Source organism: Elizabethkingia bruuniana (genome assembly GCF_002024805.1).
In the GTDB taxonomy this organism is placed as follows: Bacteria; Bacteroidota; Bacteroidia; order Flavobacteriales; family Weeksellaceae; genus Elizabethkingia; species Elizabethkingia bruuniana.
This window is the reverse complement of sequence record NZ_CP014337.1, coordinates 375,724-400,487: the sequence shown is the minus strand read 5'-3', so window position 1 is coordinate 400,487 and position 24,764 is coordinate 375,724. Positions and strand designations below refer to the sequence as shown.

General features: G+C 35.4%; 18 protein-coding genes. 11 read left to right on the top strand and 7 right to left on the bottom strand.

The window, feature by feature from the left end; translation table 11 throughout:
• Window positions 1–161: 161 nt before the first annotated feature.
• Window positions 162–1,364 carry a YncE family protein gene (locus AYC65_RS01855; RefSeq protein ID WP_034871493.1) on the bottom strand — a complete coding sequence of 401 codons (1,203 nt, stop codon included), beginning with the start codon at window positions 1,362–1,364 and terminating at the stop codon, window positions 162–164.
• A 6-nt stretch (window positions 1,365–1,370) separates the two neighbouring features.
• Window positions 1,371–3,731, bottom strand: coding sequence for a TonB-dependent receptor (locus tag AYC65_RS01850; RefSeq protein WP_034871494.1), 2,361 nt, complete (start codon window positions 3,729–3,731; stop codon window positions 1,371–1,373).
• A gap of 371 nt (window positions 3,732–4,102) precedes the next feature.
• Here AYC65_RS01850 and AYC65_RS01845 point away from each other — a divergent pair, with 371 nt between their 5' ends.
• The 6 genes from AYC65_RS01845 (at window position 4,103) to AYC65_RS01820 (ending at window position 7,859) form a co-directional block, all read left to right on the top strand.
• Entirely contained in the window at window positions 4,103–5,554 is a 1,452-nt protein-coding gene (locus AYC65_RS01845) for a S41 family peptidase (RefSeq protein ID WP_034871495.1), read from the top strand.
• Window positions 5,555–5,596: 42 nt separating this feature from the next.
• The gene (locus AYC65_RS01840) at window positions 5,597–6,046 is read left to right on the top strand and encodes a hypothetical protein (protein WP_034871496.1); all 450 of its coding nucleotides are present in this window, start codon (window positions 5,597–5,599) and stop codon (window positions 6,044–6,046) included.
• A 108-nt stretch (window positions 6,047–6,154) separates the two neighbouring features.
• Complete coding sequence (locus AYC65_RS01835; protein ID WP_059333781.1) at window positions 6,155–6,592, top strand: DUF5958 family protein; 438 nt, start codon at window positions 6,155–6,157, stop codon at window positions 6,590–6,592.
• Between the two features lie 68 nt (window positions 6,593–6,660).
• The gene (locus AYC65_RS01830) at window positions 6,661–7,275 is read left to right on the top strand and encodes a hypothetical protein (RefSeq protein ID WP_059333780.1); all 615 of its coding nucleotides are present in this window, start codon (window positions 6,661–6,663) and stop codon (window positions 7,273–7,275) included.
• Window positions 7,276–7,299: 24 nt separating this feature from the next.
• A complete protein-coding gene (locus AYC65_RS01825) occupies window positions 7,300–7,590 on the top strand; it encodes a hypothetical protein (RefSeq protein WP_034871499.1) in 291 nt (96 codons plus the stop codon).
• 14 nt (window positions 7,591–7,604) lie between these two features.
• Window positions 7,605–7,859, top strand: coding sequence for a hypothetical protein (locus AYC65_RS01820; RefSeq protein ID WP_034871500.1), 255 nt, complete (start codon window positions 7,605–7,607; stop codon window positions 7,857–7,859).
• A 152-nt stretch (window positions 7,860–8,011) separates the two neighbouring features.
• On the opposite strand, the gene AYC65_RS01815 is transcribed toward AYC65_RS01820, so the two are convergent.
• Window positions 8,012–8,923 (bottom strand): NAD(P)/FAD-dependent oxidoreductase, encoded by a 912-nt coding sequence (locus AYC65_RS01815; RefSeq protein WP_034871501.1) that lies wholly within the window; start codon window positions 8,921–8,923, stop codon window positions 8,012–8,014.
• A 793-nt stretch (window positions 8,924–9,716) separates the two neighbouring features.
• On the opposite strand from AYC65_RS01815, the gene AYC65_RS20875 reads away from it, so the two are divergent.
• Entirely contained in the window at window positions 9,717–9,995 is a 279-nt protein-coding gene (locus AYC65_RS20875; RefSeq protein WP_131828176.1) for a hypothetical protein, read from the top strand.
• A 75-nt stretch (window positions 9,996–10,070) separates the two neighbouring features.
• Here the strand turns inward: AYC65_RS20875 and sph are convergent, their stop codons facing one another.
• The 4 genes from sph to AYC65_RS01790 form a co-directional block, all read right to left on the bottom strand.
• Window positions 10,071–11,657: a sphingomyelin phosphodiesterase gene (gene sph, locus AYC65_RS01805; protein ID WP_078674620.1), complete on the bottom strand. Its 1,587-nt coding sequence runs from the start codon at window positions 11,655–11,657 to the stop codon at window positions 10,071–10,073.
• A 217-nt stretch (window positions 11,658–11,874) separates the two neighbouring features.
• A complete protein-coding gene (locus tag AYC65_RS01800; RefSeq protein WP_034871503.1) occupies window positions 11,875–13,056 on the bottom strand; it encodes a phosphatidylinositol-specific phospholipase C domain-containing protein in 1,182 nt (393 codons plus the stop codon).
• Window positions 13,057–13,076: 20 nt separating this feature from the next.
• Window positions 13,077–15,917 carry a TonB-dependent receptor gene (locus AYC65_RS01795; protein ID WP_034871504.1) on the bottom strand — a complete coding sequence of 947 codons (2,841 nt, stop codon included), beginning with the start codon at window positions 15,915–15,917 and terminating at the stop codon, window positions 13,077–13,079.
• 126 nt (window positions 15,918–16,043) lie between these two features.
• Window positions 16,044–17,105 carry an AraC family transcriptional regulator gene (locus AYC65_RS01790; RefSeq protein WP_034871505.1) on the bottom strand — a complete coding sequence of 354 codons (1,062 nt, stop codon included), beginning with the start codon at window positions 17,103–17,105 and terminating at the stop codon, window positions 16,044–16,046.
• 415 nt (window positions 17,106–17,520) lie between these two features.
• Here AYC65_RS01790 and AYC65_RS01785 point away from each other — a divergent pair, with 415 nt between their 5' ends.
• The 4 genes from AYC65_RS01785 (at window position 17,521) to AYC65_RS01770 (ending at window position 24,392) form a co-directional block, all read left to right on the top strand.
• Window positions 17,521–18,540, top strand: coding sequence for a DUF3450 domain-containing protein (locus AYC65_RS01785; protein WP_034871506.1), 1,020 nt, complete (start codon window positions 17,521–17,523; stop codon window positions 18,538–18,540).
• Window positions 18,541–18,546: 6 nt separating this feature from the next.
• A complete protein-coding gene (locus AYC65_RS01780) occupies window positions 18,547–19,509 on the top strand; it encodes a hypothetical protein (protein WP_034871507.1) in 963 nt (320 codons plus the stop codon).
• A gap of 4 nt (window positions 19,510–19,513) precedes the next feature.
• Window positions 19,514–20,866 (top strand): hypothetical protein, encoded by a 1,353-nt coding sequence (locus tag AYC65_RS21005; RefSeq protein ID WP_234300218.1) that lies wholly within the window; start codon window positions 19,514–19,516, stop codon window positions 20,864–20,866.
• Between the two features lie 205 nt (window positions 20,867–21,071).
• Entirely contained in the window at window positions 21,072–24,392 is a 3,321-nt protein-coding gene (locus tag AYC65_RS01770; RefSeq protein ID WP_034871508.1) for a hypothetical protein, read from the top strand.
• Window positions 24,393–24,764 lie beyond the last annotated feature (372 nt).

Here is a 24,764-nt window from a genome sequence, read left to right as displayed (position 1 = left end):
AGCCAGTAATGGGCCTGATAACGAATTATCGAAGAGTTTACTGTTCTCGTAGAAATAAAAAACTGCTCTCAAAATTATTGAGAACAGTTTTTAAAAATGAGAGAAAATTCTAATTATATAGATTATATTCTATATCCGTTTTTATAAGCTTCTATATTCGATTAGTCATAGAACTTATCGAATCGGGCAAATCCGGAGATACGATCCGGAAGCTTCATACCTTTGGTAATCTTGTCTGTCTGCGGATCATAAATCCATACATAATTACCACCTTTGCTGGCATTTACAGCGATATACAACTTTTTATCCTGAACAAAAAATCCCTGTTCATAAGGTTCATCACCCGGTAATTCATCCAATACACGAATTAATTGTCTGGTCTCAATATCTACAATAGCATAGCGGCCATTGTAGCTATTACCCAATGCCGGATCACGGTAAAGAATTACTATTTTGTTATTACCAATATAATCTATTGCAGTTTCCAAAGATTTCCCACCAACAAGTTCCGTAAGATTAATCTCATAGCCTGCATCTGGTGCAGTTGCGCCTTTAAGTGCTCTTAGAAGAGAGATTTTGCCTGTTCCGGCTCCCGTACGCGGAAAACAGGTATAATAAAAAGCTTCATTATCTTTTGTAAATGAGGTTTTGAAATACGGAGATCCATTAGATACCCCAACACTACGGTTATCACTTACAGAATTCTTTACTTTAAAGGTTTTGTAGTCTATTACTGCAAGGTTATAATATTGTGGGGTTAACCATTTACCATCACGGAAGCTATACTGCAAATAGATTTGTCCATCTATATAGGTAACAGCACCCAGTGTAAAGAAATTGTATCCATTCGGGAATGGCTGAAATCCTTCAATTTCTCCCTGACGTATAATACTAAGATCGGATGCTCTAAAAATAGTGTAACGTATATGCTTGCCATCGCCTGTTTCACCAGTCAATAATAAAGTATCTGCATCGATCCAGGTATAACCGGAAATATCACTGATATAGGTATATGGAACTTCTTTTATAGTGGTAAGCCTGTCCTGAGTGAATTTAAACTTTTTAAATACTCCCTGATCTGTTTTGTAATTGTATATAAACCCATTCTTCACAATATAAGAGTAGGTTCCTTTAGAATTGATTTCGTCCCCCTCCTTGGTAATATCCATTTCGCCTTTTGTAACATCATTGGTAGCCGTCATATAATGCACGGTATTTGGCCAGCTTCCCAAAGCTGAAAGCAGGAAATATTTATAGTCTTTTTCAACACTTCCTGTACTTCCGGAACCGGGTTCGCGCTCACAACTGATAATGATTAAAGATGCAAGTATTAAAAATATGCTGTTTCTGAAATATTGTATCATGTTTATTTACTTAAGAAGGTATCTGAATTTTACATAGAAAGCACGTCCCTGTTTCTGGAGCTTAAAATTGTCATAGGCCATTGCATCACCAATGTTGGTAACATCGAATGCCAGGTTGTATCTCCCGTTTTTCATGGAATAGCTGATGCCTATATTATGAAGCGTTTGGCGCGGAATAACCGGAATATTGCGCGGATTACCATAGGACTGCCAGTTCTTGTAGAACCATTCAGTCATCTGTAATCCATAATAAAGCTCTACCCTGCTGTCTTTCTGTAACCAGTCGTCTTTGCCCAAACTTATATTTACATTACCAAATAACCATGGCTGGTTCGGCACGTCTTTTTTATAAGTTGCAGAGATTACCTCTTCATTGTTATTGGCAAACTTTGTATTATCATAAGCTTTGTTATAGCTAATATTCATCAATATATTCAGCAACCTTTTGTATTGGTAGCTTAGTTCACCTTCCAGTCCTTTAGTAAAAATATTAGAAAGGTTTTCGTATTTGAAGGTACTGTTAAAAAGGTTTGGAACGGTATAGATAAAATCTTTTGTATCGCGTATATATCCGGCACCTTCTACTCTGAAAGCATGTGCTCCCCACTGATGGCTGTAATACAGACCAACATTTACATTATTACTGGTCTCAGGTTTCAGATTCATATTGCTGGTTACAGCAACACCGTCTCCGAAAATCTCTTGCGGCTCTACCAGACGATAAGAACGTTCAAAAGATCCCTTTGCACCCAATCCCTTTACAATTTTTACAGTTGTCGCAAAACCATAACCCCAGCTGCTGAAATTGTCTTTCACAGGATTATCGGTTCTGGTAGCCGGATCAAAAACCATTTTCTGAAGTCCCACGCGGTAATATTTACCAAAGAAAACATTGGTCCAATGCTTGTTGAAGAAATCCTGCTGATAGGCCATAGAGAAAATCTGCTTTGTCATCTTAGCCGGAGGAACATCCTCTTTCTTTTCGTCGAGAGAATTAAATGTAGTATTCTTAATATAATCGAGAACGTAATTGAAAATAAGCTTATGATGATCTGCCAGCCTGTAAGTAGTGCCCAACTGTGAGTAAACACGGTCTTCATACTGCATCATGATACTTTTGCCTCCTTTCTCACTCGAAGCTGAAGGTTCGAATGTACCATCCCAACTGTATTTACGCATAAGAGTATCAGTAGCTTTCTGGACACTTTTGGAAAAACCTGCATAAACATTAAGATCTAACCGGTCGTTAAAAAGATTGGCTTTTTTATATTTCATAAAATAATTGTGAGCCTGCCCGTTCTGCTTAACACCACCATAAACAACTTCCTGATTGGATCCTGTCTGTACCTGTTTGTCGAAAACAGACTGTGACATTCCTACAAAAAAATAATCCGCCCATTTTTTATTTTCTACTCCGGCTTCTGCCATCCCAAAAACAGACTGATAACGGTCGTTAAAACGTTTTACATTTCTCAATTCATATTCGTTTCTTCCTGCATTCCATATCTTCATATCCTTCATGGTATAGTTGTTATCGGAATGGTTATAAAAACTATTGATACGCAGGATAATCCCGGTTTTATCATCTTTGATCTGTCCGTTCAGATTAATACGCTGTGTATTAAAAGATCCGACACTGATCCCGGCATCCAGATAGTTTTTACTGGCAGAAGGACTTATAATATTTACAGCTCCCCCCATAGCATCTGTACTAAGATGAACGGGAACCACACCTTTATAAATTTCTACTCTATCTGCCATATTCACAGGCAGCGTACTAAGATCTACACCTTTCCCCAACATTTCCAAAGGAACTCCGTCTATAAAGAATTTTACGGCTTTACCGGACATACCGTTAATAGAAAAATTGTAATCGGAACCTACTCCACCCTGCTGACGAACTTTAATTCCTGTTGTTCTGTTCAGTACCTGATTAAGATCTGCCGTAGTATTAGCTAGCTTGGCAATGTCTATAGCATTAACAGTGAAAGCACCGTCCTGCAGTGCTTTTACTTTTCCTTTACCATGTACTGTAACTTCTTTTACAACCGATTGATCGTCGGCCAGCTGTATCGTTACAGCAGAAGCTTCACTATTGAAATTAACTTTCTTTCTGGATTTTTTGTAACCATCCAGACTGAAGGCCAATGTAGCTTCTCCTTTCTTATAACTAATTCTGAAATTCCCATTTTGATCGGTTTGTGTTTTAATCTTTGTGTTTTCAACAAAAATGTTTACTCCGTTTAATCCTCGTTTTGTATGATCCTGTACAACTCCCTGAATCCAAAAACCTGAATCTTGTGCTCTGATAAGGGAAGTCGACACTACCATCATAAAAAAGATAAAAATACGCTGATATGACTTCATTATTTATAATTATTATAAATAACAAAATTAAACCTTAGTCCTCTATCCGTAAAGGAAACCGCTTATTTATTTTTATTTAATCTAATTAGTGTTAAAATTTATTAATGTGAAAAATTAAACAGACCTCATAACATACTGTAATACAGTATTAAATATTAAAACACCTGTTCATAATTTTTTGTTAATATGAAAAAAGTCATTCTAAAACCGCCTATAATTTTTATAGATTTGCCCCGATTCTCACGGGATTCTGATAAAAACACAGCTAAATTCTATTCTGTTATCACCCTGAAATATCCTTTTACGTGTCTTTGACGTCGGAAGGGCAATTTTATTTTTTTGAGATATAATATTAATACTAAATATAATTTATGACGAAGAAAGTACTTATTTTACCTATGTTGTTGATCAGTATAGTAGGTTTTTCGCAGTACTCTATATCGGAAATAAGCAAGGATGCTTATCTTAAAGATTTCGATATTGCAGTGGATATTATTAAAAAGCAGCACCCTAATCCTTACCGGTTTCACAGCAAGGAAGTATTGGATAAAAAGTTAGATTCTCTAAGAAAAGAAGTAGAGAAAAATCCTACTTATATCAATTTTCATCTGAATACACCAACGAAAGTACTGGGTGACGGACATAGCTCAATGGGCATGGAATCTAATTATATGGAGGATTATGTAAGCAAAACTTCCTTTTTTCCTTTGGCAACCTATGTTCAAAACGGCAATACGTATATCAACAGCAATAACAAATACGGTGTAGAAGCCGGAAGCCGCATACTGGAAGTCAATAATAAAAAAATCGGTGATATCTTCAAGCAGACATCAAAACAAGCAGATGGCAGCATAAGAGTTGAAGATCTGGATATGTCATCCACTATTTCCTATACTAATGCAAAGAGCTATCAGATAAAATATGAGACACCTTCCGGTGAACAGAAGACTATTGAGCTGAAAGGGATTAGCTATCCTGAATTCAACTACGAATCCAGGCATGCAATACTGCCTATCGATGTAACTTCCGGAAGTGGTATCTACGGCTATCAACTAAATCCGGATACTTATTATCTGGCCGTAAAGTCATTTTCGTTCAACGAAAGCTACTTCTACGAAAGGCTGAAGAAGTATTTTCAGGATATGAAAAACCTGAAGACTAAAAATCTGATACTTGACATTCGGGATAATTCCGGTGGTTCCATCAGTAATGTCCCTTTACTTTACTCTTTCCTTTCTAAAGATAAGCTGTTCAACAATTCCTATAAATACGGTACAAAAGTAGTGGACATCAATTACACGGATTATCTGATAGATCCACAGACGGATCGATATTTTTCTGATAGTGATATCCGTAATGAAAACAACTTTATGCACCAAAGATTTGACAAGTCCGATAAAGGTGACTACTATTTCGGGAATACGAGATTAGACGATACTTATATTAAAAGTTATCCGCGTGATGGTTTATTCTTTGATGGAAAAGTAATTTTAATGATTAATAACCGGACATTTTCTGCTGCAACTTATTTCGCCTCTCTCTTTAAAAGTGAGAAAAGAGGAAATATAGTAGGAAAAGAAACGGGATCTTGCAGTAACTTTACAACTGCAGCGTGGTTTCTTACTTATAAACTGCCTAATACAAAAAGTACACTTTCAATTCCGAGAACAGAGATTTTCTTTAACAGCAGCGAGGGTGATAATATTACCAAATGTACAGGCGTAATTCCCGATTACACATTGAAAACAGACTATTTCCTGAATGCCATGAAGGAGCAAAAAGATCCGGAACTGGAATATTCTAAAACTTTGCTTTCTAAATAATCGGAACTACAACTAAGAATACACAATAAAATATCACATTATATGAACACAGCTCTTTTATATATAAACACAAAATTCGCAAAACTATTTCTGCTATTATCATTAATTATACTTTCCTTAAGCAGCTGCGAAAACAGGGATACTCCGGTTTCTTTCAATCCGCCGGGATGGATAAAAGGTGAATGGAATGCCAATGGTACTATTAAATATAATTTTTCCGATCATGACTTTGTAGTGACGGCAGATGGTACCAGATTCAGCTATGGCTCACTGATTAACGGAAATAAATCTTTTATCAATGTTATTAAAAATACTTCATCCGAATATATTTTTGAGATTGTAAATTATGACATGACAGATGTATTTAATGTTCCCGGAATTAACAGAAATAGCTACAGGCAAAATGTGCCCACAAGAAGCCTTTATTTCGAATTTAAAAGAAAATCCGATAATATAATGACAGACCGTACTCATATCTTACGCAGATACTAACTGATAAGTAAACGGAATATATATTACAAAGCTGCCTTAAAAGGCAGCTTTTTTTGATTAAAAGATCTATATTTAAATCATATTTATGAGTCATACAAAACAGAAAAAATGATATTAGAATATGAAATACTATTTAACAAATATGGTCAGGGTATTATATTACCTGAGGTATTAGTCAGTAATTTTCTGGAGGCTAATAAAGATGAGCAAAAAGTTTTTTTTGACTATTTATTATTTCTTATTAGCCAATCAAAACCTCAACATCAGGATATTGAAGAAGCTATAGAAAGCAGCAGTCTGAGACCAACCTATACCCCTTGTGTTCTTTTAAAAAAAGGTATAGACCTCAATAATTTAACAAGAATATCTAAACTTCCTGATAATGAAAAACTAAAAAGTTTCAGATTACTTTTAGAGCTTTTCAAAATAGCATATAGAAGAAGATTTGAGTCCGAGAAAAACAATATAAATAAATGGTGGTACTGGGATTTATCTGATCCCTTAATAGAAAAGAAAGTTTATCAAATGTATTTTAAAACAGAATAGTACTTTTTTCTAATACAAATATATTCTTCCAAAAAATATATTACTAAACTAATAAAAAACAATTATCAATGGCGCTGTTAACAGATAGCAAAAAATTTAGCATGTACAAAAAAAGAGTATCTGAGCTATTTTTTCCTGAAAATAAAATTGAGGATAACATTTTCAGGGAAGATTTTAAATACTTTATGGCTTTTGACTTTGATTATATATATGAAGAAATATTTTTTGATGGAATAAAGCATTTTTTAAAAGATATCAATGAATCTGTGATATACTTTTATACCTTATCCCCTTCACAGGAAGAGTATTATTATAAACGATTCGGAAAGTACAGCACATTTGATATAAATACAAATCAGACATACGAAGATCTTTATGATAATCTTTATGAAGATCCAGGAGAAAATACTGGAAATTATGCGGGTGTTGTATCAAATGATGTTGTTTGGTTTTCTGATTCTAACGATTGGGCAATTGCCTGCTCCCGTGATTTAGAAATTGCTATTTGCGGTTTTACTACACTGAAAATGAAAAAACAATTTAAGGATTCTTTTAATAAAAATTCCGGCATATTTTCAACTATTGAGGAACATATAAATAACTTAAACGATATGCTGTCTTTTAATGATGGACAATGGGTATATTATAATCAAATAATACATAATCATATCGACAAACACTAAATAATAACTATTTCTTATTAAAAAATGGAAAATAAAAATTCAGCAGTAAATACACTGATAAAAAAATTGAGAAATGAAAATAACATCAATTATACTATTGTTGATTTTTGGGACGCAGATATTACTGCTATAGGACTTAAATTTGAGAACGTTTTATTTTACATTTCTACTTTTAATTATAATAACATTAATCAATACAATCTCATTTTGGAAGACTGTGATACAGGTGAAATAATCGAAACAGAAAAAATTGTTTCGTATGAAAATCTAATAAAAAAAATGAAGGACTATAATGATAAATCTGATGCTTATTAAAGAAACCAAAATTTATGAAAGATTATATCTGCAGAATCTGTGGTTTTAATAATTATCCTGATAAATATTGGGAGAATGATTTACCTTCTTATATAATTTGTCCATGCTGTGGTTGTGAAGCCGGAAATGAAGATTATACTATAGGATCAGCAAAGGAACATAGAGCAATCTGGTTTGAGAAAAAAGAGCTATGGTTTAATCTATCACTAAAGCCAAATAATTGGGATTTTTCTGAACAATTAAGAAACATACCAGAGAAGTACAAGTAATTTTGATTGATCAGAAAACATATTACAAAGCTGCCTTAAAAGGCAGCTTTTTTTTGATTTCTTATACATTAAAAGTGACAGATCTAAAACTATACTCTCCCTTTTGTTTCTTTTGTGATTCAATAAACTGAGTTGGTTCTTTTTTCAGTAAACTATGCAAATATCTCACTCACTAATTCCATATTTAACATCGCTCCGGCTAAATTGCCGGAACCAACAGCAAGAGCTACAGAGCGCATCATCGAAGTACTATCTCCACAGGCAAATACTCCGGGGATGTTTGTTTTTTGCATACTGTCGACCTGAATATATCCCTGTTCGGTTAATTCACATCCCAGTTGCTCAGCGATATCAGAATTCTGTATAAATGGTATAGCAGCATATACGGCTTTAAAGTTCATTTTTGCTCCGTCCTCAAAAACAATATTATCAACATGACCGTTCTGATGTTCAATTTCTGTAATCTTCTTCTCTATCACAGGGATGTTATGTCTTTCCAATTTCGCTCTTTGTTCCGTATCAAAATCTGCAAGGCCAGATGTTAATATTGTAAGGTCTTTCGTCAGGTTATTGATTAGAGAAGCCATGTGAACAGCCCTGTCACTGTTGGCTATAATTCCTGTTTTTTCATTACGGTATTCGTATCCGTGACAATAAGGACAATGGATTACAGAAATACCCCATGATTCGGAAAATCCTTTTATATCCGGTATTATATCTTTTATTCCTGCTGCTAGAATAAGCTTTCGGCTGCTGAACTCTTCTCCGGTATTAGTCGTTATGATAAATCCGGCATCTGTTTTTTTTCCTTTCACAACTTCGCCTTCATAAAACTGTACAGTCGGATATTGTTTTACCTGCTCTTTCGCCATCTGAGATATTTCCTGGGGAGTTTTACCATCATGCGTCAGAAAGTTATGTGAATGTGGTGTCTGGCGGTTGCAAGGCTTTCCGCCATCTATTATTAATACATTTCGCAGAGAGCGCCCCAGGCTCATCGCAGATGATAATCCTGCATAACTACCGCCGATGATAATAACGTCGAATACTATATCTGTTTTCATGCTTTTCTTTATTTAATTGTTTTGTTATTGCAAAAGTAATTAACATCATCATTAACGCAACTATGTATCATTAATGAAATATTAATTTCTATTATTGATAATATATATATTCATACTTGAATTATAAACTTAATCTAAGTTTAAATACAACTATTTATTACTCAACGTAAGTCTATTACATAGGACGACAATATTTTAAATAAAATTTTATAATACTTTCCACTAATCAAGTAAATTTACTACGACAATAAAAGACAAAAAAATAATACAAAGTTGTATTAGTAAAACAATTATGAAAGATTATATCTGTAAAGTTTATGGTTTCAATAATTATTCTTGTAGATTTTGGAAACATACTATGCCAGAATATATCATTTGTTCATGCTGTTGCTGTGAGGCGGGAAATGGAGATTATACTGTAGAATCTATAAAAGAATATAAAAAAAGTGGTTTAATGGATCATTAAAATCAAACACCTGGAATTTCCTTGAATAATTGGGGAATATTCCTGAAAATATAAGTAACTCCAACTAGACTACTCATTTTAATCACCAATAAAAAATAATAACCTCCAATGAAAATATCATTGTTAATGCAATACAGCAACAAAACCAGGATTATATTCTCATTTCTGTTACTGATATTAATAATTCAATGTAAAAGAAAAGAAATAACAACGAATACCTCAAAAATTAAAAAAATACAATATGTAGGCTTCCATACAGGAAGGAGGCTAGGAAAGGAAAATCAGCAAAAAGTCTTTGGTAAATGGAAATTTTCACATATCCATTTTATGAATGACACAAAGAATACAGAAAAGAGAATCAGCATCAATGAAAATATTGTTATTAATGAACTTGGCATTTTCAATGCTAAAGGCCAAAGTATAGCCTGGACACATATGACTATCGGAACATATAAATTTATAACTCTTGATTCTCTGAATACATCTTATTACGTACGCACATTTAATGATAAAAAGATGGTTATGCAAAATTCATTACTAAGAGCAGTGAATCATAAAATTACAAAAGAACGAGCTAGTGCTTACCTTGTATTTATAAGAGAATAAACTACCCTATAATAAAACCAGCAACCTCTGGAGATTGCTGGCTGATTTCTTATTTCTCACACTGTTTCGAGTGCCTTACCAGCTAACCGGATTAGTGTTATTGAACTTAATTTCAAATTGCTCTGAATTTCCCGCAGAAGTACCATTCAGGTAAAGCCAGTCTGTTCCACTTTTATTATATGCCTGAAGATAATAAGCATTTCCTGCTGATGTATAATCTCTGAAAGCCACAATATCGCCGTCTTCAATACTAGCTGAAGTATTTCCGTTTTTCTTTTTAATCAGTACCAGTTCCAGATTTTTAAGCGATTTCCCAAACTTTGGAAAATAGTAATAGGCACCGCCGTTCAGAAGTTCCCAATACCAGAAATTATTAATACGCTCACTGGTTTCTACGCGTACTTTTCCTGCCTTCAGATCAAAATAATTACCACCATCAGTATTCACCAGATTAAACCAGGTATTCTCATCCGGTACAGTTGCCGAAACCTTTAACCAATCATCTGTTTTTGATAAGTTTGTTGAGATATATTTACCGGTTTTCACAGACTTTAGCGATACCTTATCATACTTCCTGAACTTTAGGCTGCTTTTAGGAGTTACCTCATCCGAATAAATATTTCCTTCCACCGGATAGTGATCGGAATAATCTGTCCAGTAGTATTTGTCCTGAGTAAGATTGGTATAACTCATAAGATTAGAGCTTACAGGATCAAAAACAACATTTTGCCATACAGGCGGAAGTAAATGATCATTAGATACAAAAATATAATCGAGATATTCCTGCTTATTCGCCGGATATGGATAATGGTAAGCTGCCATAGTATTGGTCTTTGTATCCCAGGTAGATGGAAGTCCTTTATAAACTGGCGCAGAGACATTCAACAGGCTCAACATTTTCGGGTATTCAGATGTATCCTTGATAATATTAAAATCCCCACCATAGATTAACATCTCATCCTTTGGAATTTTTAGATTATCCACATAGGTTTTTATGGCTTTTAGCTGATTTTCCCGGATTTGTACTTCGCTTCCTTTACATCCCGGCTGTGTAGACTGCAGGTGGGTCGCAATAAAATGTACAGGCTTATTATCTTTCAGTATACGGACATATACAAAACCTTTCAGCGCCAATCCATCAGCGTCACATCCTTTAGGGAAGATATACTGATCCAAATATTCAATAGGGTATTTGCTGGCAATCATAACCCCTCCGTTTTCAAATCCGCCGGATATAATCTCGCGCCAGTCACCAAGCGTATTATTCCATCCTTGTTTAGTCTGTCCTAAAACCGGTGTAAGATAAGGGTAGCTGTTTGACAGCTTTTTACGCAGACTTGTACAGGCTGTATTGTCAAAACACTCCTGCAATAGCAGGACATCATAGTTTTTAATAAAGTCAGCATCACCGAGTTTTTCGGCTCTTGCATTCTGTGACCATTGAGTTGTAGAGGCGACTGCAATATCTCTTAATAAAAAGGTATTATAGCTGAGTACTTTAATCTGACTTCCTCCAAGTCGGGAAAATTCATTGAATTTCTGAGTGTTTTTAGCTTCAGCATCATGATCCCTGAGCAAAGTTTGTTCCTGTCTGCAGGAAACAAAAAACAGAACAGTTAGTAATAACAAAAACCAATAAGGTTTGCGATTGAGATAATTCATATTATAATATTAATTGTGATTGGTGTATAAGTTTTTTCAAAAAACTTTGCCGCAAAAATAATTAGAATACTGATCTGCAATAGTTTACCACTACATATTTAATTATTTCTTCATACAGGCTTAACATTAGCATAGCATTACCCAAAGTCACATAGATCCATATTATAAAACCAGCAGCTATATAAAGCTGCTGGTTTGGGAAATCTGAATCAATAATCTATCTGCATGAAGAATTAATCGGATTGTTAATATACCCTGCTCCTTTTGGCGGCTGTACAAAATAGGAGGTTCCATATGTATTTCCTGGATGGAAAAAATCGGTAGATATAACCTGTGCACCGCTGCTAAAAGCAGCTTTGGAACGTGTAAAATCATTCATTTTGGCTTCATAGGTTTCTATATCAGATCTTGTTCTTACCATAAAACCTTTTTTAACCATTTCCTGAATTTCTTTTTGTCTTACAATAGCATTATCCAGCAGTATGAAAGCCGCAAAATCATCATCCGGTTCACTATTCAGGAACATAATGCGATTCTGAAGAGTTCCGTTTATCAGGTATGGATTATTCTTAGACGAAAGTGTCCCTGCACTTCCGGGCAACAACATAAAAATAAACTTACCCTTGCTGTCACTTAGTTTTGGCCAGTTGTTGTGGGTTACAGCTTCTTTCAGGCTTGCATATTTACCCTGAACACTTGCAGGGGTAATAATCTTCTCTTTGCCCAGATACTGCAGGATTTCTTTATCCAGATCGTCATAGGCTTTCTTATCGAAAGGCAAAACCTTGGTACTGTTAGGAAAAATTGGGAATCCTGAATCCTTGGCTTCTACCATAATAAAAACAGGTGTATGCCCGGAATGAGCATCGGACCAGCTGCGCAGTGCTACAAGTGCATCTTTCAGGGTCGGATAATGTGATCTGAAGTCGATATCAGCCATATGCAAAACTTTGAATCCTGGCTGATCCAATCCTTTTGTATTATGAGGCGCCAAATTAGTAATGCCTTTTTCTTTTAATATCTGATAAGTAGCCGGAGTACTGAATCTGCCACCATCCGGATCATAGTATACATCAAGCTCCAAACCTCGCAGATTAGCATTCAGCTGCTCTGTAAAATCCGGATGGTTATAATTAAGTCCTTCTTTTATATTGAAATCATATGGATGGTATTCTTTGAACTTCGCTTTTTGTTCTTCAGACATACTGCTGCCAAACTTCTGCATCAGTCCACTAATAATTGGTGATGCCATATCCAATACTTTAGGATCTGCTGGTTGCGCATACGAATTATGCGTCCCGACAACCTGTATCTGATTAATCTTAAGGTTTTGGCATTTGTCCTGTGCCTGCATTAGCGCTGCCATACAAAATGCAGCGGTATATATATACTTTTTCATATAAATAAAATTGTTTCTGACTAAAAATTGAAATTGATCCCCATCTGTCCTCTGATTCCTGAGTAAGAGATGTTTTCAACACGGCTCTTTACTCCCATATAATAGCGGTTGGGTTCGTTGAAGATATTATTAAGCTCTACAAACAGGCGAATATTTTTATTAATGCTGTACGAGGCAGAAGCATCTACAGTAAAGTTTTTATCAAAATATTGGTAATGATCCGGGCCAGCTGCAGCTCTTACTTCGCTCACGTAGTTTCCTTTATAATTTCCCGCGAGGCGAAGCATGAATTTGCTGGTTTCGTAAAATAATATTGCATTGAATATATGCTTTGCCTGATTAGGAATAGTGGCTGTCACAGTGCCCGTCTGTTTTCCGTTTTCATATACAGGCATCTTCATTTTGGATGTGATATAGGTATAATTTCCTTCAAAGCCGAGGTTCTTTAAAAATCCGGGAAGGCCTTCAAAGCGTTTGGATATTCCTGCTTCAAATCCAAAAAGACTGGCTCCTTCCAGGTTTTTGGGAGAAGTAAATGTATATGGTCTCCCGCCGATATCCACAATAGACTGATCTTTGTAAATAAGATTGGTAATATCTTTATAAAAAACACCTGCTGTAACAAGATCCAGTTTGCCAAAGTAGTTTTCAAACATCAAATCAAAATTGTTTGAAAATGTAGGCTCCAGTTTGGTGTTTCCCTGATTGACTGTATTGGTGATATCATTAATAATAGTTCCCGGATTAAGATCATTGAAGTCCGGTCTTGCAAACGAACGGGTATAAGCTGCCCGGAGAATGCGATCTTTGCTAAGATTCCATTTTACATTGACCATCGGAAGGACTACATTATAAGTTTTACTATCTTTTATATCCTCCGCTTTATCTGCAACGACTTTCTTTCCCCAGAATGTAATATCATTATATTCATTTCTAATTCCTCCCAACAACTGAAAATTGTCAGTAATTTTCCAGGTTCCCATAATATAAGTGCCCCATACATTTTCTGTACCACGGTAAGAACTTGTCAAATTGGAGTTGCTGTCTTTTTTGCTCACCTGCATCAGCCCCAAGCGGTTTTGTGTTGCAGCATCGTACATACTATCGATTTGTCCATTGGTAATCTGATCGATAATAACGGCGTTATACGGATTTCCCAGAGGATTCATAAAACCTCCTTTGTATGGAAATCCTTCGCGCTCCAATTGATTCATATAAGTAACAGGGCTACCCGGAATTCCTAATGAAGATTTGGGCATCCATACCAATACACTGGCATCTACTACTTTTTCTTTATTTGCATATTTTGTTCCGAACTTTAATTCAAAATTATCCGATACCTTATACTTTACATCTGCCTGTCCTCTTAAATCTGTTTCACTGTTATGATTCTGACTAAGAATTACCTGATTTAACCTCAACTGATCTGCAGCAATTGGCTTTTGCTGATGTGGCAATGTATAATCACCTGTATCTCCAATGCCGTCCGGAGCATCCATTGCCATATATTTCCTGCCATCTGCAGATAGATTTCCGTACGTCATTGGCTGAATAAAATTAACAATAGGATATCCCCGCTCCGATTTCTCGAGATTCTTCGGCGAGTCGAACCTGAACTCTGAGCGTGCTTTTGATAACGACCAGGTAATTTCCATACGCTGACCAGCCTGATGACTCCCGCCTAATTCCATAGAATACAGATCCGTAAGGTAATCTGCATGTCTGGCCTGAAGTGTTACATTTTTATTATCAAAATTGAAATAAGTTTCCCGTACAGACTGCCCGTCTTTATACTGGCTATACAAGCCTCTTACATACAATTTATTCCGGCTGTTGATCTCATAGTCCATTCCCATATTAAAACCTAGTGTTCTTCTGTTGGCCAGATAATCCCGAAGTTGTAACTGATTAACAGAATAAGAAGCGGTTTTATCAGCAAGTCCGTAATTGAAGATATTCCGCATTTGGTCTATAGCAGTGGAGCGTTCCCAGATTACAGCAGAAGTAATAAATTTCAGTTTATTGGTAATCTTATTTCCATAGACCACAGAGGCATTATAAGTCGGGGATTTAGCCATATTAACATATCCACTGGCAGCACTTACTGCTAAAACTTCTTTATTAGGTGATGTTTTGGTAATAAAATCTACATGTCCTCCGATAGCATCACCATCAAGATCTGGCGTAAGTGCTTTGGACAAACGTACATTCTGAATTAGCTCCGATGGGAAAATATCCATTTGTATTCCACGATTAGCATTGTCACCACTGGCACTTGGCATTCTGTTTCCATTGAGTGTAGAAGCTGTCCATTGTATAGGTGTTCCTCTTACAGCAACAAAACGTCCCTCTCCCATATCCCGTTCAATAGATACACCCTGCATCCGTTGTACAGCATCTGCAGCATTACGGTCCGGCAATTTTCCAATAGCATCTGCAGAAAGAACTTCTGTGATTGTATTGGAGTTCTTTTTCATGGTAATAGCTCTGGCCTGAGAAGCTTTGTATACGCTTGTAACAACAACTCCTTGGATATTATTCTCTTTAACTTTTGTACCGCCTAACTTAATCAGTCCTAAACTTACCGGAGTGGTTCCCGAAATTGTAAAAGGAACGGAAAGATTGTCATAGCCTTTATATTCTATAATCAGTTTGTAAGATCCGTCCGGAATATTATTCAGAATAAAGGAACCATCTATATTAGAGGTTATACGCTCCTGCCTGTTTTCTATATATACCAAAGCATTGGGAAGGTTACCTTCATTATCTGTTACAGTTCCGCTGACGGAGGTCTGAGCAAAAGCAAAGGAACCTAAAAAGAAAAATGCAGCTTTCGTTATCAAAAGTCTTTTTCGTGTCATCTTCGTAAAATTTTGCACAAAGATGTCTGTCCCCAAAAAAGTTTTAGTTCATTAAAATTTTATACAACTAAAATTCAGAAACCTTAAAATAAACCTATTGAATATCAGCTAATTACAAATATTAAATTATTGTAAACTAGGCAGATACTCTGAAGGAAGGCAGTTAAATTCTCTCTTAAAATATTTGTAAAAAGTGGATTTAGATTTGAAACCACACTGAAAAGCAAGATCGGTAACATTGGCTGAAGGATCCTGTGTCAGGATCTGTTTAAAATGCATAATGCGGTTTCTGTTGGTATACTCATGAAAGTTAGAATTCAGATACTTATTAAAAGTTATACTAAGATCTGATTTACTAATTTCGAGATGATCTGCCAGCTGACTCAGCGTAAATTCTTCATCAAGATAAACGTTAGTTTCTTTATAAAAATACTCTATGGCTTTCTGTAATGAATCGAAATCTATTTTTGAAAGGTCTTTATACTGGTACGTCTCCTTAGACTCTAAAGATTGCTGAATAATTTCGCGTTCTTCTTTCAGCCTGAACTTGTACGTTAAAATATAAACGTACAATATCCACCCGAACTGAATAAGAAACATTAGGATATAAACCTTCTGATATTGTATTCTGTCGGATGAAGAATAAGAGATGGCATATAAAATGAGAATGCTGGCAAGGATATAGCACAAAAGATATCTGAAGTTGTTGGCTATAGCATGACTAACAGTTTTCCGATGTTTTATTAAAAGAAAAATAGACAAAGCAAGACATAGAATCCAGTAATAAGTATAGTAAATAAAATAGGCTTTGTAAGAGGCTATTGCAGCATCTGCCCACGAAAGACCGAGTAATTTTGCCGATACCACTACTGTATGGTGCACCACAACCAAAGACAAGGGCGGTATAAGATATTTCAGTTTGTCCCGCCAGCGGGCGTTAATAAGGTATGCTGTGGCATAAAGAAAAATCAGCCCTTTAAAAACGCGCAGGCTACCCGGAATTTCATACATCACCCATTCGTACCCGAACCTCTGAATAATAAAATATTCGTATCCCATATCCAGCACTACTACCAGAATATAGAGCAACAGCATATTGAGCAGAGATTTTCTGTTTTTTATTAAACACATTAATAATGCAAGCGTGATCAGTGCCTGAAGCATTACTACCATTATAATATATAACATGGCTGGCTAACGTTTGGTCAAAGTTATATATTTTCATTGTAGCTCTTTTTAACTGTTTATTAAATCTACAAGAAATAAATCTCGGGGACTATACAGCACCCAAAAACAGTAAAAAAACTATCATTCCATTAAAAAAATCCAAACTAAAATATAATGCGTCAAGTTTTGACGCCACGAGCCAGGATATTTGCCTTGTCGGTTATCTGATCATGGTTGATGGTTGATGGTTGATGGTTGATGGTTGATTGCTGGCAACAGACAACTGATAGCCAGTAGCACATCATCTTCCCTATTTAACCTTAAAACCTGTCAACCTTATAAACTTAAAGCCTATGAAACACTACATCACAAAACCACTGTAAGACACGATGAAAACAAATGAAACAATTATTAACCTTTTAAAAATTAAAATATTATGAAAAACACATTTTTATTACTCACACTATTTACTTCTATTGGGCTGTCTGCCCAAAGCTTAACCCAAACATCATTTATAAAAGATCCTGGATCAGTCAACAATTTTGGTAACGGATATACTTTTGCCTATGAATCGTCCGGCACTCCATTTAGCGGTGCATTAATAAGTTTCGGAGGTCTTTCAAATCGTTATGATGCACAAATCAATGCTGATTATGCACCTCATGGAGGTAATCGTATTTCTTTCAGAACAAGAAACGGTGACGCTGGTGTCTGGAATAACTGGCAGGAACTCGCCACGAAAGGCAGCAATGAATTTTCAGGAGATCAAAATATACTGGGAAATGTGGGGATTGGAACTTCTTCTCCACAAGCAAAGCTCAATATTTATGGAGGACATGGAGATACAACGTTACTATTGCACTCAGCCGGCAATGGTACTGATGCACCAGCTTATTTAAACTTATGGGCATCTGAACCTGGTCTTACCTTCAATGGTGTAGGGATTGGAAATAATATTAAACACTGGAATAGTGTTACTCCTTTTTCCAGATTCAATAATACAAGAGGTGCTTCTTATATAAGACTACTGGAGAATCAAATTTTATTTACCACTGTAGATGCTTCCGGTAAATCCGTACAAGCACTAAATATTGCAGCAGATGGCAATGTTGCTGTTACCAACAAACTCGAAGCCAAAGAAATTAAAGTGACCACTACTCCAACAGCAGATTTTGTTTTTGAAGATTCTTATCAACTCCCCGATCTAGCCAGCGTAGAAAAACACATTAAGGAAAAGAAGCACTTACCGGAGATTGCCTCGGCTGCTGAAATGCAAAAAGAGGGTGTAAACATTGGTGATTTCCAGATTAAGCTTTTACAAAAAATTGAAGAGCTGACACTTTATTCTATTGAGCAAAATAAACAAAACAAAGAATTATTCCACCTAGTAGAAAAGCAGCAAGAACAGATTAAAAATCTGGAAAAAAATATTCAACAATCAACCAACACAAAATAAAATATCATGAGAAAGCTAAGTATATTATTATTAACACTGCCAACATTATATTTTGCCCAATTAACAACACCTTTAGGGCAAATACAATCAACTACTAATCCGGAAACCAAAAATATAGGGATTGGAACATCAACTCCAGAATCAATATTAGATATTCGTGCTAATGAAAACATTCCTATTATAAGAGGGAACGGAGGCTATATTCCTACGGGATTACGTTTCATTGATGATGCCTACACACAACCCGGACAGGTAAAGGAATGGGCAATATGGAAGGGAAACACTTTCACAAAAGGCCTTAGCTTCCATCGTTATGATGCTGTAAACCGTTGTGGCGGGGGCATCTGTGATGTTGTATTACAACTCAATGATAATGGAAATGTAGGAATTGGAAATGCCAGCCCAAGAGCCAAGCTAGACATTGGTAATGGTGCAGAAGGAATCATTATGGACTATTGGGGGCCTGCTAACGGGGTAAGCATTACGACTGCCAATACTCTATGGGCAAGATCATATGGATTTATTACTCAAAGCTTACAAAAAAGAGTCGCAGGATTTGGAGCAGTTGGAGATGGTGGAGATATTAACAGATTATACATTGGAAATAATTATGATGATTATATAGTACAGTTTGATTTAGCTAACAAGACAGCTGAATTCACAAACAATGTATCTGTTACCAACAAGCTCGAAGCCAAAGAAATCAAGGTTACTACTACTCCAACAGCCGATTTTGTTTTTGAAGATTCGTATCAGCTCCCCGATCTGGAAAATGTAGAAAAGCATATTAAAGAAAAGAAACACCTGCCGGAGATTGCCTCAGCTGCTGAAATGCAAAAAGAAGGGGTAAACATTGGAAATTTCCAAATCAAGCTTCTGCAGAAAATCGAAGAGTTAACACTTTACTCCATTGAGCAGAATAAGAGAATCCTGCAACTCGAAAATGAAATAAAATCCCTAAAAAAATAAAACTATGAAAACACTTAAATACCTCATTGTTCTATGTATACTCATTCTTTCTTCAGAACTTATAAAAGCTCAGAATTACAACCCTATTATCAATTACAGTTTTAATGATACTCCGGTGCATGGGGTAAAAATAAAAACCAATATCCCGTTTATTAACCAACAGGGAATGCCTACCATTATTATTGAAGGTTATAATTATTTTGATGGAAAACCTATTGGGCTAATATTCAACTGGTACATATACGAAAATGAATTTATTAACAATAGTATTTCTTCTTTTGGTGCCTATACTCCGGAAGTAAAACTTTCCAATGAGAATGGTAAAGTTGTCATCTTCATCAATGAAAAAAAATATTTCAATCGATTTACGGTAAGAGGTTTTGCCCATGGTTTGAGTGAAGATATATCATGGTTTTCCAACTGGAGTATTGCTGACGAGCCTCTTTCAGGTACTAAAACGGTTACTATTCCATATAAAAATACTGTAGGCGAATTAAACTTTCCCGCAGGTATCATTACCAATAATGGTAATGTAGGGATTGGAACAACTACTCCTGAAAATACAGAAAGCTGGAATAAAGTACTAGAAGTAAAAGGAACAGCTAATTCTAAGCTAATTACCACTACCTCTGATATTACAACCGGAATGTGGTCTCATAATACTGACATCTTTTTTGCTCCTGCCGGAGGTTTAGCCGGAACCCACACCAATCATCCTTATAGTTTGATTACCAACAAAACATCTAGAATGACTATTGCTGCCGATGGTAATATCGGGATTGGAACAACTACTCCTTCAGAAAAACTTGAAGTTAATGGTTCTGTATATTCAAATACTGATAATTCTTATATCGGAGCAGATGCCCAGGGAGAATCAAGATTAGGTCTTGTTAAAAAGGGAGGATTGGGCCCTGTCATTTCTTCAGGCTCTAACCATCCAATTATTTTAGGTTCATGGAACACTCCTGATATAAGGAACAATATTTCAAGTGGCAATTTTAAAGAGCATTTAAGAATTAATACTAATGGAAATGCTTCTCTTCAAGGCAAACTCGAAGCCAAAGAAATTAAGGTTACCACTACTCCAACAGCAGATTTTGTTTTTGAAGATTCGTATCAGCTCCCCGACTTAGCCAACGTAGAAAAACATATTAAAGAAAAGAAACACCTACCGGAAATTGCCTCAGCTGCTGAAATGCAAAAAGAAGGAGTAAACATTGGGGATTTCCAGATTAAACTTTTACAAAAAATCGAGGAGCTGACACTTTATTCTATTGAGCAGAATAAACAGAACAAAGAACAACAGGAAAGAATCCAAAAACTTGAAGAGCAGGTTAAAGCCTTACTCCACAAATAAACTTCTCAATGCTACAGTAAAAAAAACGGAAAGTCTTTTTTAATGCGTCAAGTTCTGTCGCCACGCGTGTGGATCTTTGTTGGAGAAAGGAAAACACTAAAAATAAAATATTATGAAACCACTAAAAAATCTCACAAGCAGATCGCCTTAGAAAGGCGTTGCTAAATCTCAAATTAAAAATTAAAACAAAAAAATATTGAATACAATGAAAACCTATTTCACATTATTTTCTTTTGCGTGTGCCACTATACTAAGCGCACAAAAAAAGGAATTAATCTCATTCCCTACCAGCGCAGAAGCATACAGTCTTTCAAAAGTTGAAAAAATGCCAATGGATTATTTTAGGGGAAAAGCAAACATAAATATTCCCATATACACTATAACTGTTGATGGTGTTTCAATCCCCATTAGCTTATCTTATAATACAGGTGGAATAAAACTAAATGAAGTCTCCAGTATAGTAGGATTAGGCTGGTCGTTGAATATTCCCGGAAACATACAACATGAAATAAAAGGAGCAAGTGATTTCTCGGCTAATCCTCTTTCCAAAAATATTAATGATTATGACAAATATCGTGGAGTTACCCGTACAACGTGGATTGATCAGGAAACCCATAAAAAAGTAGAAGATCTCGAAGCAATTATGAATGGCATCTATGATACAAAGCCCGATATCTTCAATTATAGTTTACCAACCATCTCCGGTGCATTTATTTTACAAAATAATAATGTAGGTTCATCTATCATAAAATATGATGGGCTAAAGGGATTTACTATTCCTAATGAAGATATATCCATCGTCAGAAGCCAGGATAAATTTAATTTTAAAGATCCTCAGGGAGCTGAATACTGGATGTCTACCAAGAATCTGGTCGAAAGCTTTTATGATTATAAAACAACACTGGATCCAACATTATACAATATCGATAGCCTTAAGATTAATAACAAGCTAGTAAAGTTTAGTTATAATAAGCTTAACATATATAAGGAACAAAACTTTGTAGAAATTGCCCATCATAAACTTACAACAGATCCTCCCGGATCTTATTACAATCTACCTCCACTTCTTAAATATGAAAAAAAATTATCCTATACTGTATCCAGAGAAAATCTAATTAATAAAATAGTATTTGATAATGGTGAGATCAATTTTTTCTATTCTGACGACCCTGGTATGGCTCTTTCAGATGGCACTGTATACAGAAAAGATTTGGAAGGAGGTAAAGGGCTTGCCTTAAGAAAGATACAGGTGAAAAATAAATCCGGCGTTATCATAAAAGACATAGCCCTGAATCAAAACTATTTTGAAACTAAAAACACGAACAAAACACATGAAGATTATAGATTGAAATTAGTGAGTATTCATGATAATCTACAAAACAATGAATACAAGTTTACCTATGATGAGGAATTTAGCTTTCCAAGGAGAAATTCTAATACAGATGATTATTGGGGATATATTAACAATTTATACGATGGGTCGACAGGATTACCTGAAAAATATACCGGCGGAAGTAACACTCCCCCTTCTTCTAGTATTGATGGAATTCCAAGAAGAAGCAGAGAACCAAATATTAAATATACCAAAATTGGAAGTCTAAAATCTATACAGTACCCAACAGGTGCAAAGAAAAATTTTTATTATGAACAACCATATCGCTATACTAAGCTTGATAGTGAAAGAAATATTGCATACTATAGTAAAGAAAGAATAGAGGTCGCAAGAATTGACGGAGGTCTTACTCCTGCAACTTTGCACAAAGATTTTGTACTAGACAATGATTTTTATGATAAAATATATGCAATTAATAAAGAAGCTAGGATTAAAGACACAGTAATGGCTATTTTTAATAACTCCTGTGAAAACGAATCTTTACCAGATGGACAGGTAGCACCTATAGAACAAACACGATGTCTTGGCTCTATTAGTTTTGGCAATAATAACCTTTCCGGATCTAAATCTCAGGTAGTAATATGGCCAAACAATGCAAATTCCGGATCTCTATCAATATGGAAGGGAGGTGATTGTAATTGTAATGCTTCTTTTTATCTAGATTATGAATACCCAGTGTATGTCCAAGGTCCGGAAGGCTATACCATTCGTTACTCTGGCTTACGAATTTCTAAAATAGAAGATATTGATCAAAATAATGTATCCAATGTTTATACCTATTTATATGGAAAATATGACGGAAGTAATAACTTCAATCCAATCACAACACTAAATCAACCTGTTAATTTCTCAACATTTACAAGAAGACATATTCAAGGTGTTCCTATAGGCAGCTATGATGTTCCGCCTGGTTTCATCGAACAATATTTGACTATTCAAAGTTCAAGCCAAAACAGTAATACCTACGGAAGCTCAGATGTTGCAACATATCCTTATGTTATAGAAAAAAGTGAAAAAGGCAGTGTCTTAATGGAATTTAGTGAGGGAGACCTTCCACAGCTAGGCTATAACAGATGGAAGGCAGGAAGATTAAAAAAAGAAACTTATCTAAATGCTGCAAATGAAGTTATTAAAACAGTAGATTATGTTGAAAAATTAAGTCCAATTAAAAATAGTCTTTCCGGTTATACTGTTAATTCTAATATACCATATATGGCTGCTTTTTATACCAATTTTGATGTTTTGCCAATTGAGCAAGCATATGATACTGACTTACAAATAGACGCTATAGAGTCAGCCAAAATAGAAAACATTAAAACTATAACGAAGGAATTTTTAGATGGTAAGGTTATAGAAACAGTTGTTACCAATAATTATTCTGACACTAATATTAACAATCCGATAAACATCCAAAACACAATAACCAAAATTTCTGATGGCTCGTCCTCCGAAACCACTTACCAATATGCCCACGAAAAAGGCAACCAGTATCTTATTGATAAAAATATGATTGGGATTCCACTTCAGACAAGCGTTACTCAGAAACAAAATGATAATGATCCGGGAAAAACAATTTCCAAATCAGAGATTTTGTACCCAACCAGTCAGGCTGATGCCAATGCTAAAACAGCAGGATTAGCATTACCTGTTTCGGTATTAGGTTTTGATCTCCAAAATCCGGAGGATGCCGCTAAAGCTCAAACTGAGTTAACTTATGATCTGTATGACAATAAAGGAAATATTGTTCAGTACTCGGTAAAAGGAAAACCTGTAACCGTTATCTGGGGTTATGGTCAAACACAACCTATTGCGAAAATAGAAGGTGCTGCCTACAACCAGGTTTCTGCTTATGTACAAGCTATTATTGCTGCATCGGATGCAGATAACACACAGGGAACTGACCAGTCGGAACAGGCTTTAATCGGGGCATTGGATGCCTTAAGGAATAATTCTGCACTTACAGGTTATCAGATTACCACTTATACTTATAATCCACTGATTGGAGTAACAAGTATTACCCCGCCTTCAGGAATACGTGAAATCTATAAGTATGATTCAGCTAACAGATTAGAATCCGTAAAAGATGTGAATGGAAATCTGTTGAAAGAATACCAATACCGATATAAGAATTAAGTACGAAATCGGAAATTAGAAGTACGAGGTACAAAATATTGAAATTAAGAGAGAAAAAAGCAGGTTGGTGCTTTCATCACCTGCCCTCTCTTTAATTAGAAATTAGAGGTTAGAAGTTAGCCTTTATAGCCTTACAATTGAACCTTTGGTAGTTCATATTACTACCCTTTCAAAAAAACACAAAAAAGCTAAAACTCTTTTTTAATACGTCAAGTTTTGGCGTCACCAATCAGGACATTTGCTTCAACAAAAGAAGTTAGAGGTTATCTGAATAGGTTGATGGTTGATGGTTGATGGTTGATGGTTGATGGTTGATGGTTGATAACTGATAACTGATAACCGACAAATCATATAACTTAAATCCTTACAACT

Excerpts from the sequence above, each read along its gene's own strand:
- AYC65_RS01780 (WP_034871507.1), top strand. The coding sequence starts at position 18,547 with ATGAGAAAGCTAAGTATATTATTATTAACACTGCCAACATTATATTTT.
- AYC65_RS01855 (WP_034871493.1), bottom strand. The coding sequence starts at position 1,364 with ATGATACAATATTTCAGAAACAGCATATTTTTAATACTTGCATCTTTA.
- AYC65_RS01770 (WP_034871508.1), top strand. The coding sequence starts at position 21,072 with ATGAAAACCTATTTCACATTATTTTCTTTTGCGTGTGCCACTATACTA.
- AYC65_RS01840 (WP_034871496.1), top strand. The coding sequence starts at position 5,597 with ATGAACACAGCTCTTTTATATATAAACACAAAATTCGCAAAACTATTT.
- AYC65_RS01785 (WP_034871506.1), top strand. The coding sequence starts at position 17,521 with ATGAAAAACACATTTTTATTACTCACACTATTTACTTCTATTGGGCTG.
- AYC65_RS01825 (WP_034871499.1), top strand. The coding sequence starts at position 7,300 with ATGGAAAATAAAAATTCAGCAGTAAATACACTGATAAAAAAATTGAGA.
- AYC65_RS01845 (WP_034871495.1), top strand. The coding sequence starts at position 4,103 with ATGACGAAGAAAGTACTTATTTTACCTATGTTGTTGATCAGTATAGTA.
- AYC65_RS21005 (WP_234300218.1), top strand. The coding sequence starts at position 19,514 with ATGAAAACACTTAAATACCTCATTGTTCTATGTATACTCATTCTTTCT.
- AYC65_RS01815 (WP_034871501.1), bottom strand. The coding sequence starts at position 8,923 with ATGAAAACAGATATAGTATTCGACGTTATTATCATCGGCGGTAGTTAT.
- sph (WP_078674620.1), bottom strand. The coding sequence starts at position 11,657 with ATGAATTATCTCAATCGCAAACCTTATTGGTTTTTGTTATTACTAACT.
- AYC65_RS01800 (WP_034871503.1), bottom strand. The coding sequence starts at position 13,056 with ATGAAAAAGTATATATATACCGCTGCATTTTGTATGGCAGCGCTAATG.
- AYC65_RS01795 (WP_034871504.1), bottom strand. The coding sequence starts at position 15,917 with ATGACACGAAAAAGACTTTTGATAACGAAAGCTGCATTTTTCTTTTTA.
- AYC65_RS01820 (WP_034871500.1), top strand. The coding sequence starts at position 7,605 with ATGAAAGATTATATCTGCAGAATCTGTGGTTTTAATAATTATCCTGAT.
- AYC65_RS01830 (WP_059333780.1), top strand. The coding sequence starts at position 6,661 with ATGGCGCTGTTAACAGATAGCAAAAAATTTAGCATGTACAAAAAAAGA.
- AYC65_RS20875 (WP_131828176.1), top strand. The coding sequence starts at position 9,717 with ATGAATGACACAAAGAATACAGAAAAGAGAATCAGCATCAATGAAAAT.
- AYC65_RS01835 (WP_059333781.1), top strand. The coding sequence starts at position 6,155 with ATGATATTAGAATATGAAATACTATTTAACAAATATGGTCAGGGTATT.
- AYC65_RS01790 (WP_034871505.1), bottom strand. The coding sequence starts at position 17,105 with ATGTTATATATTATAATGGTAGTAATGCTTCAGGCACTGATCACGCTT.
- AYC65_RS01850 (WP_034871494.1), bottom strand. The coding sequence starts at position 3,731 with ATGAAGTCATATCAGCGTATTTTTATCTTTTTTATGATGGTAGTGTCG.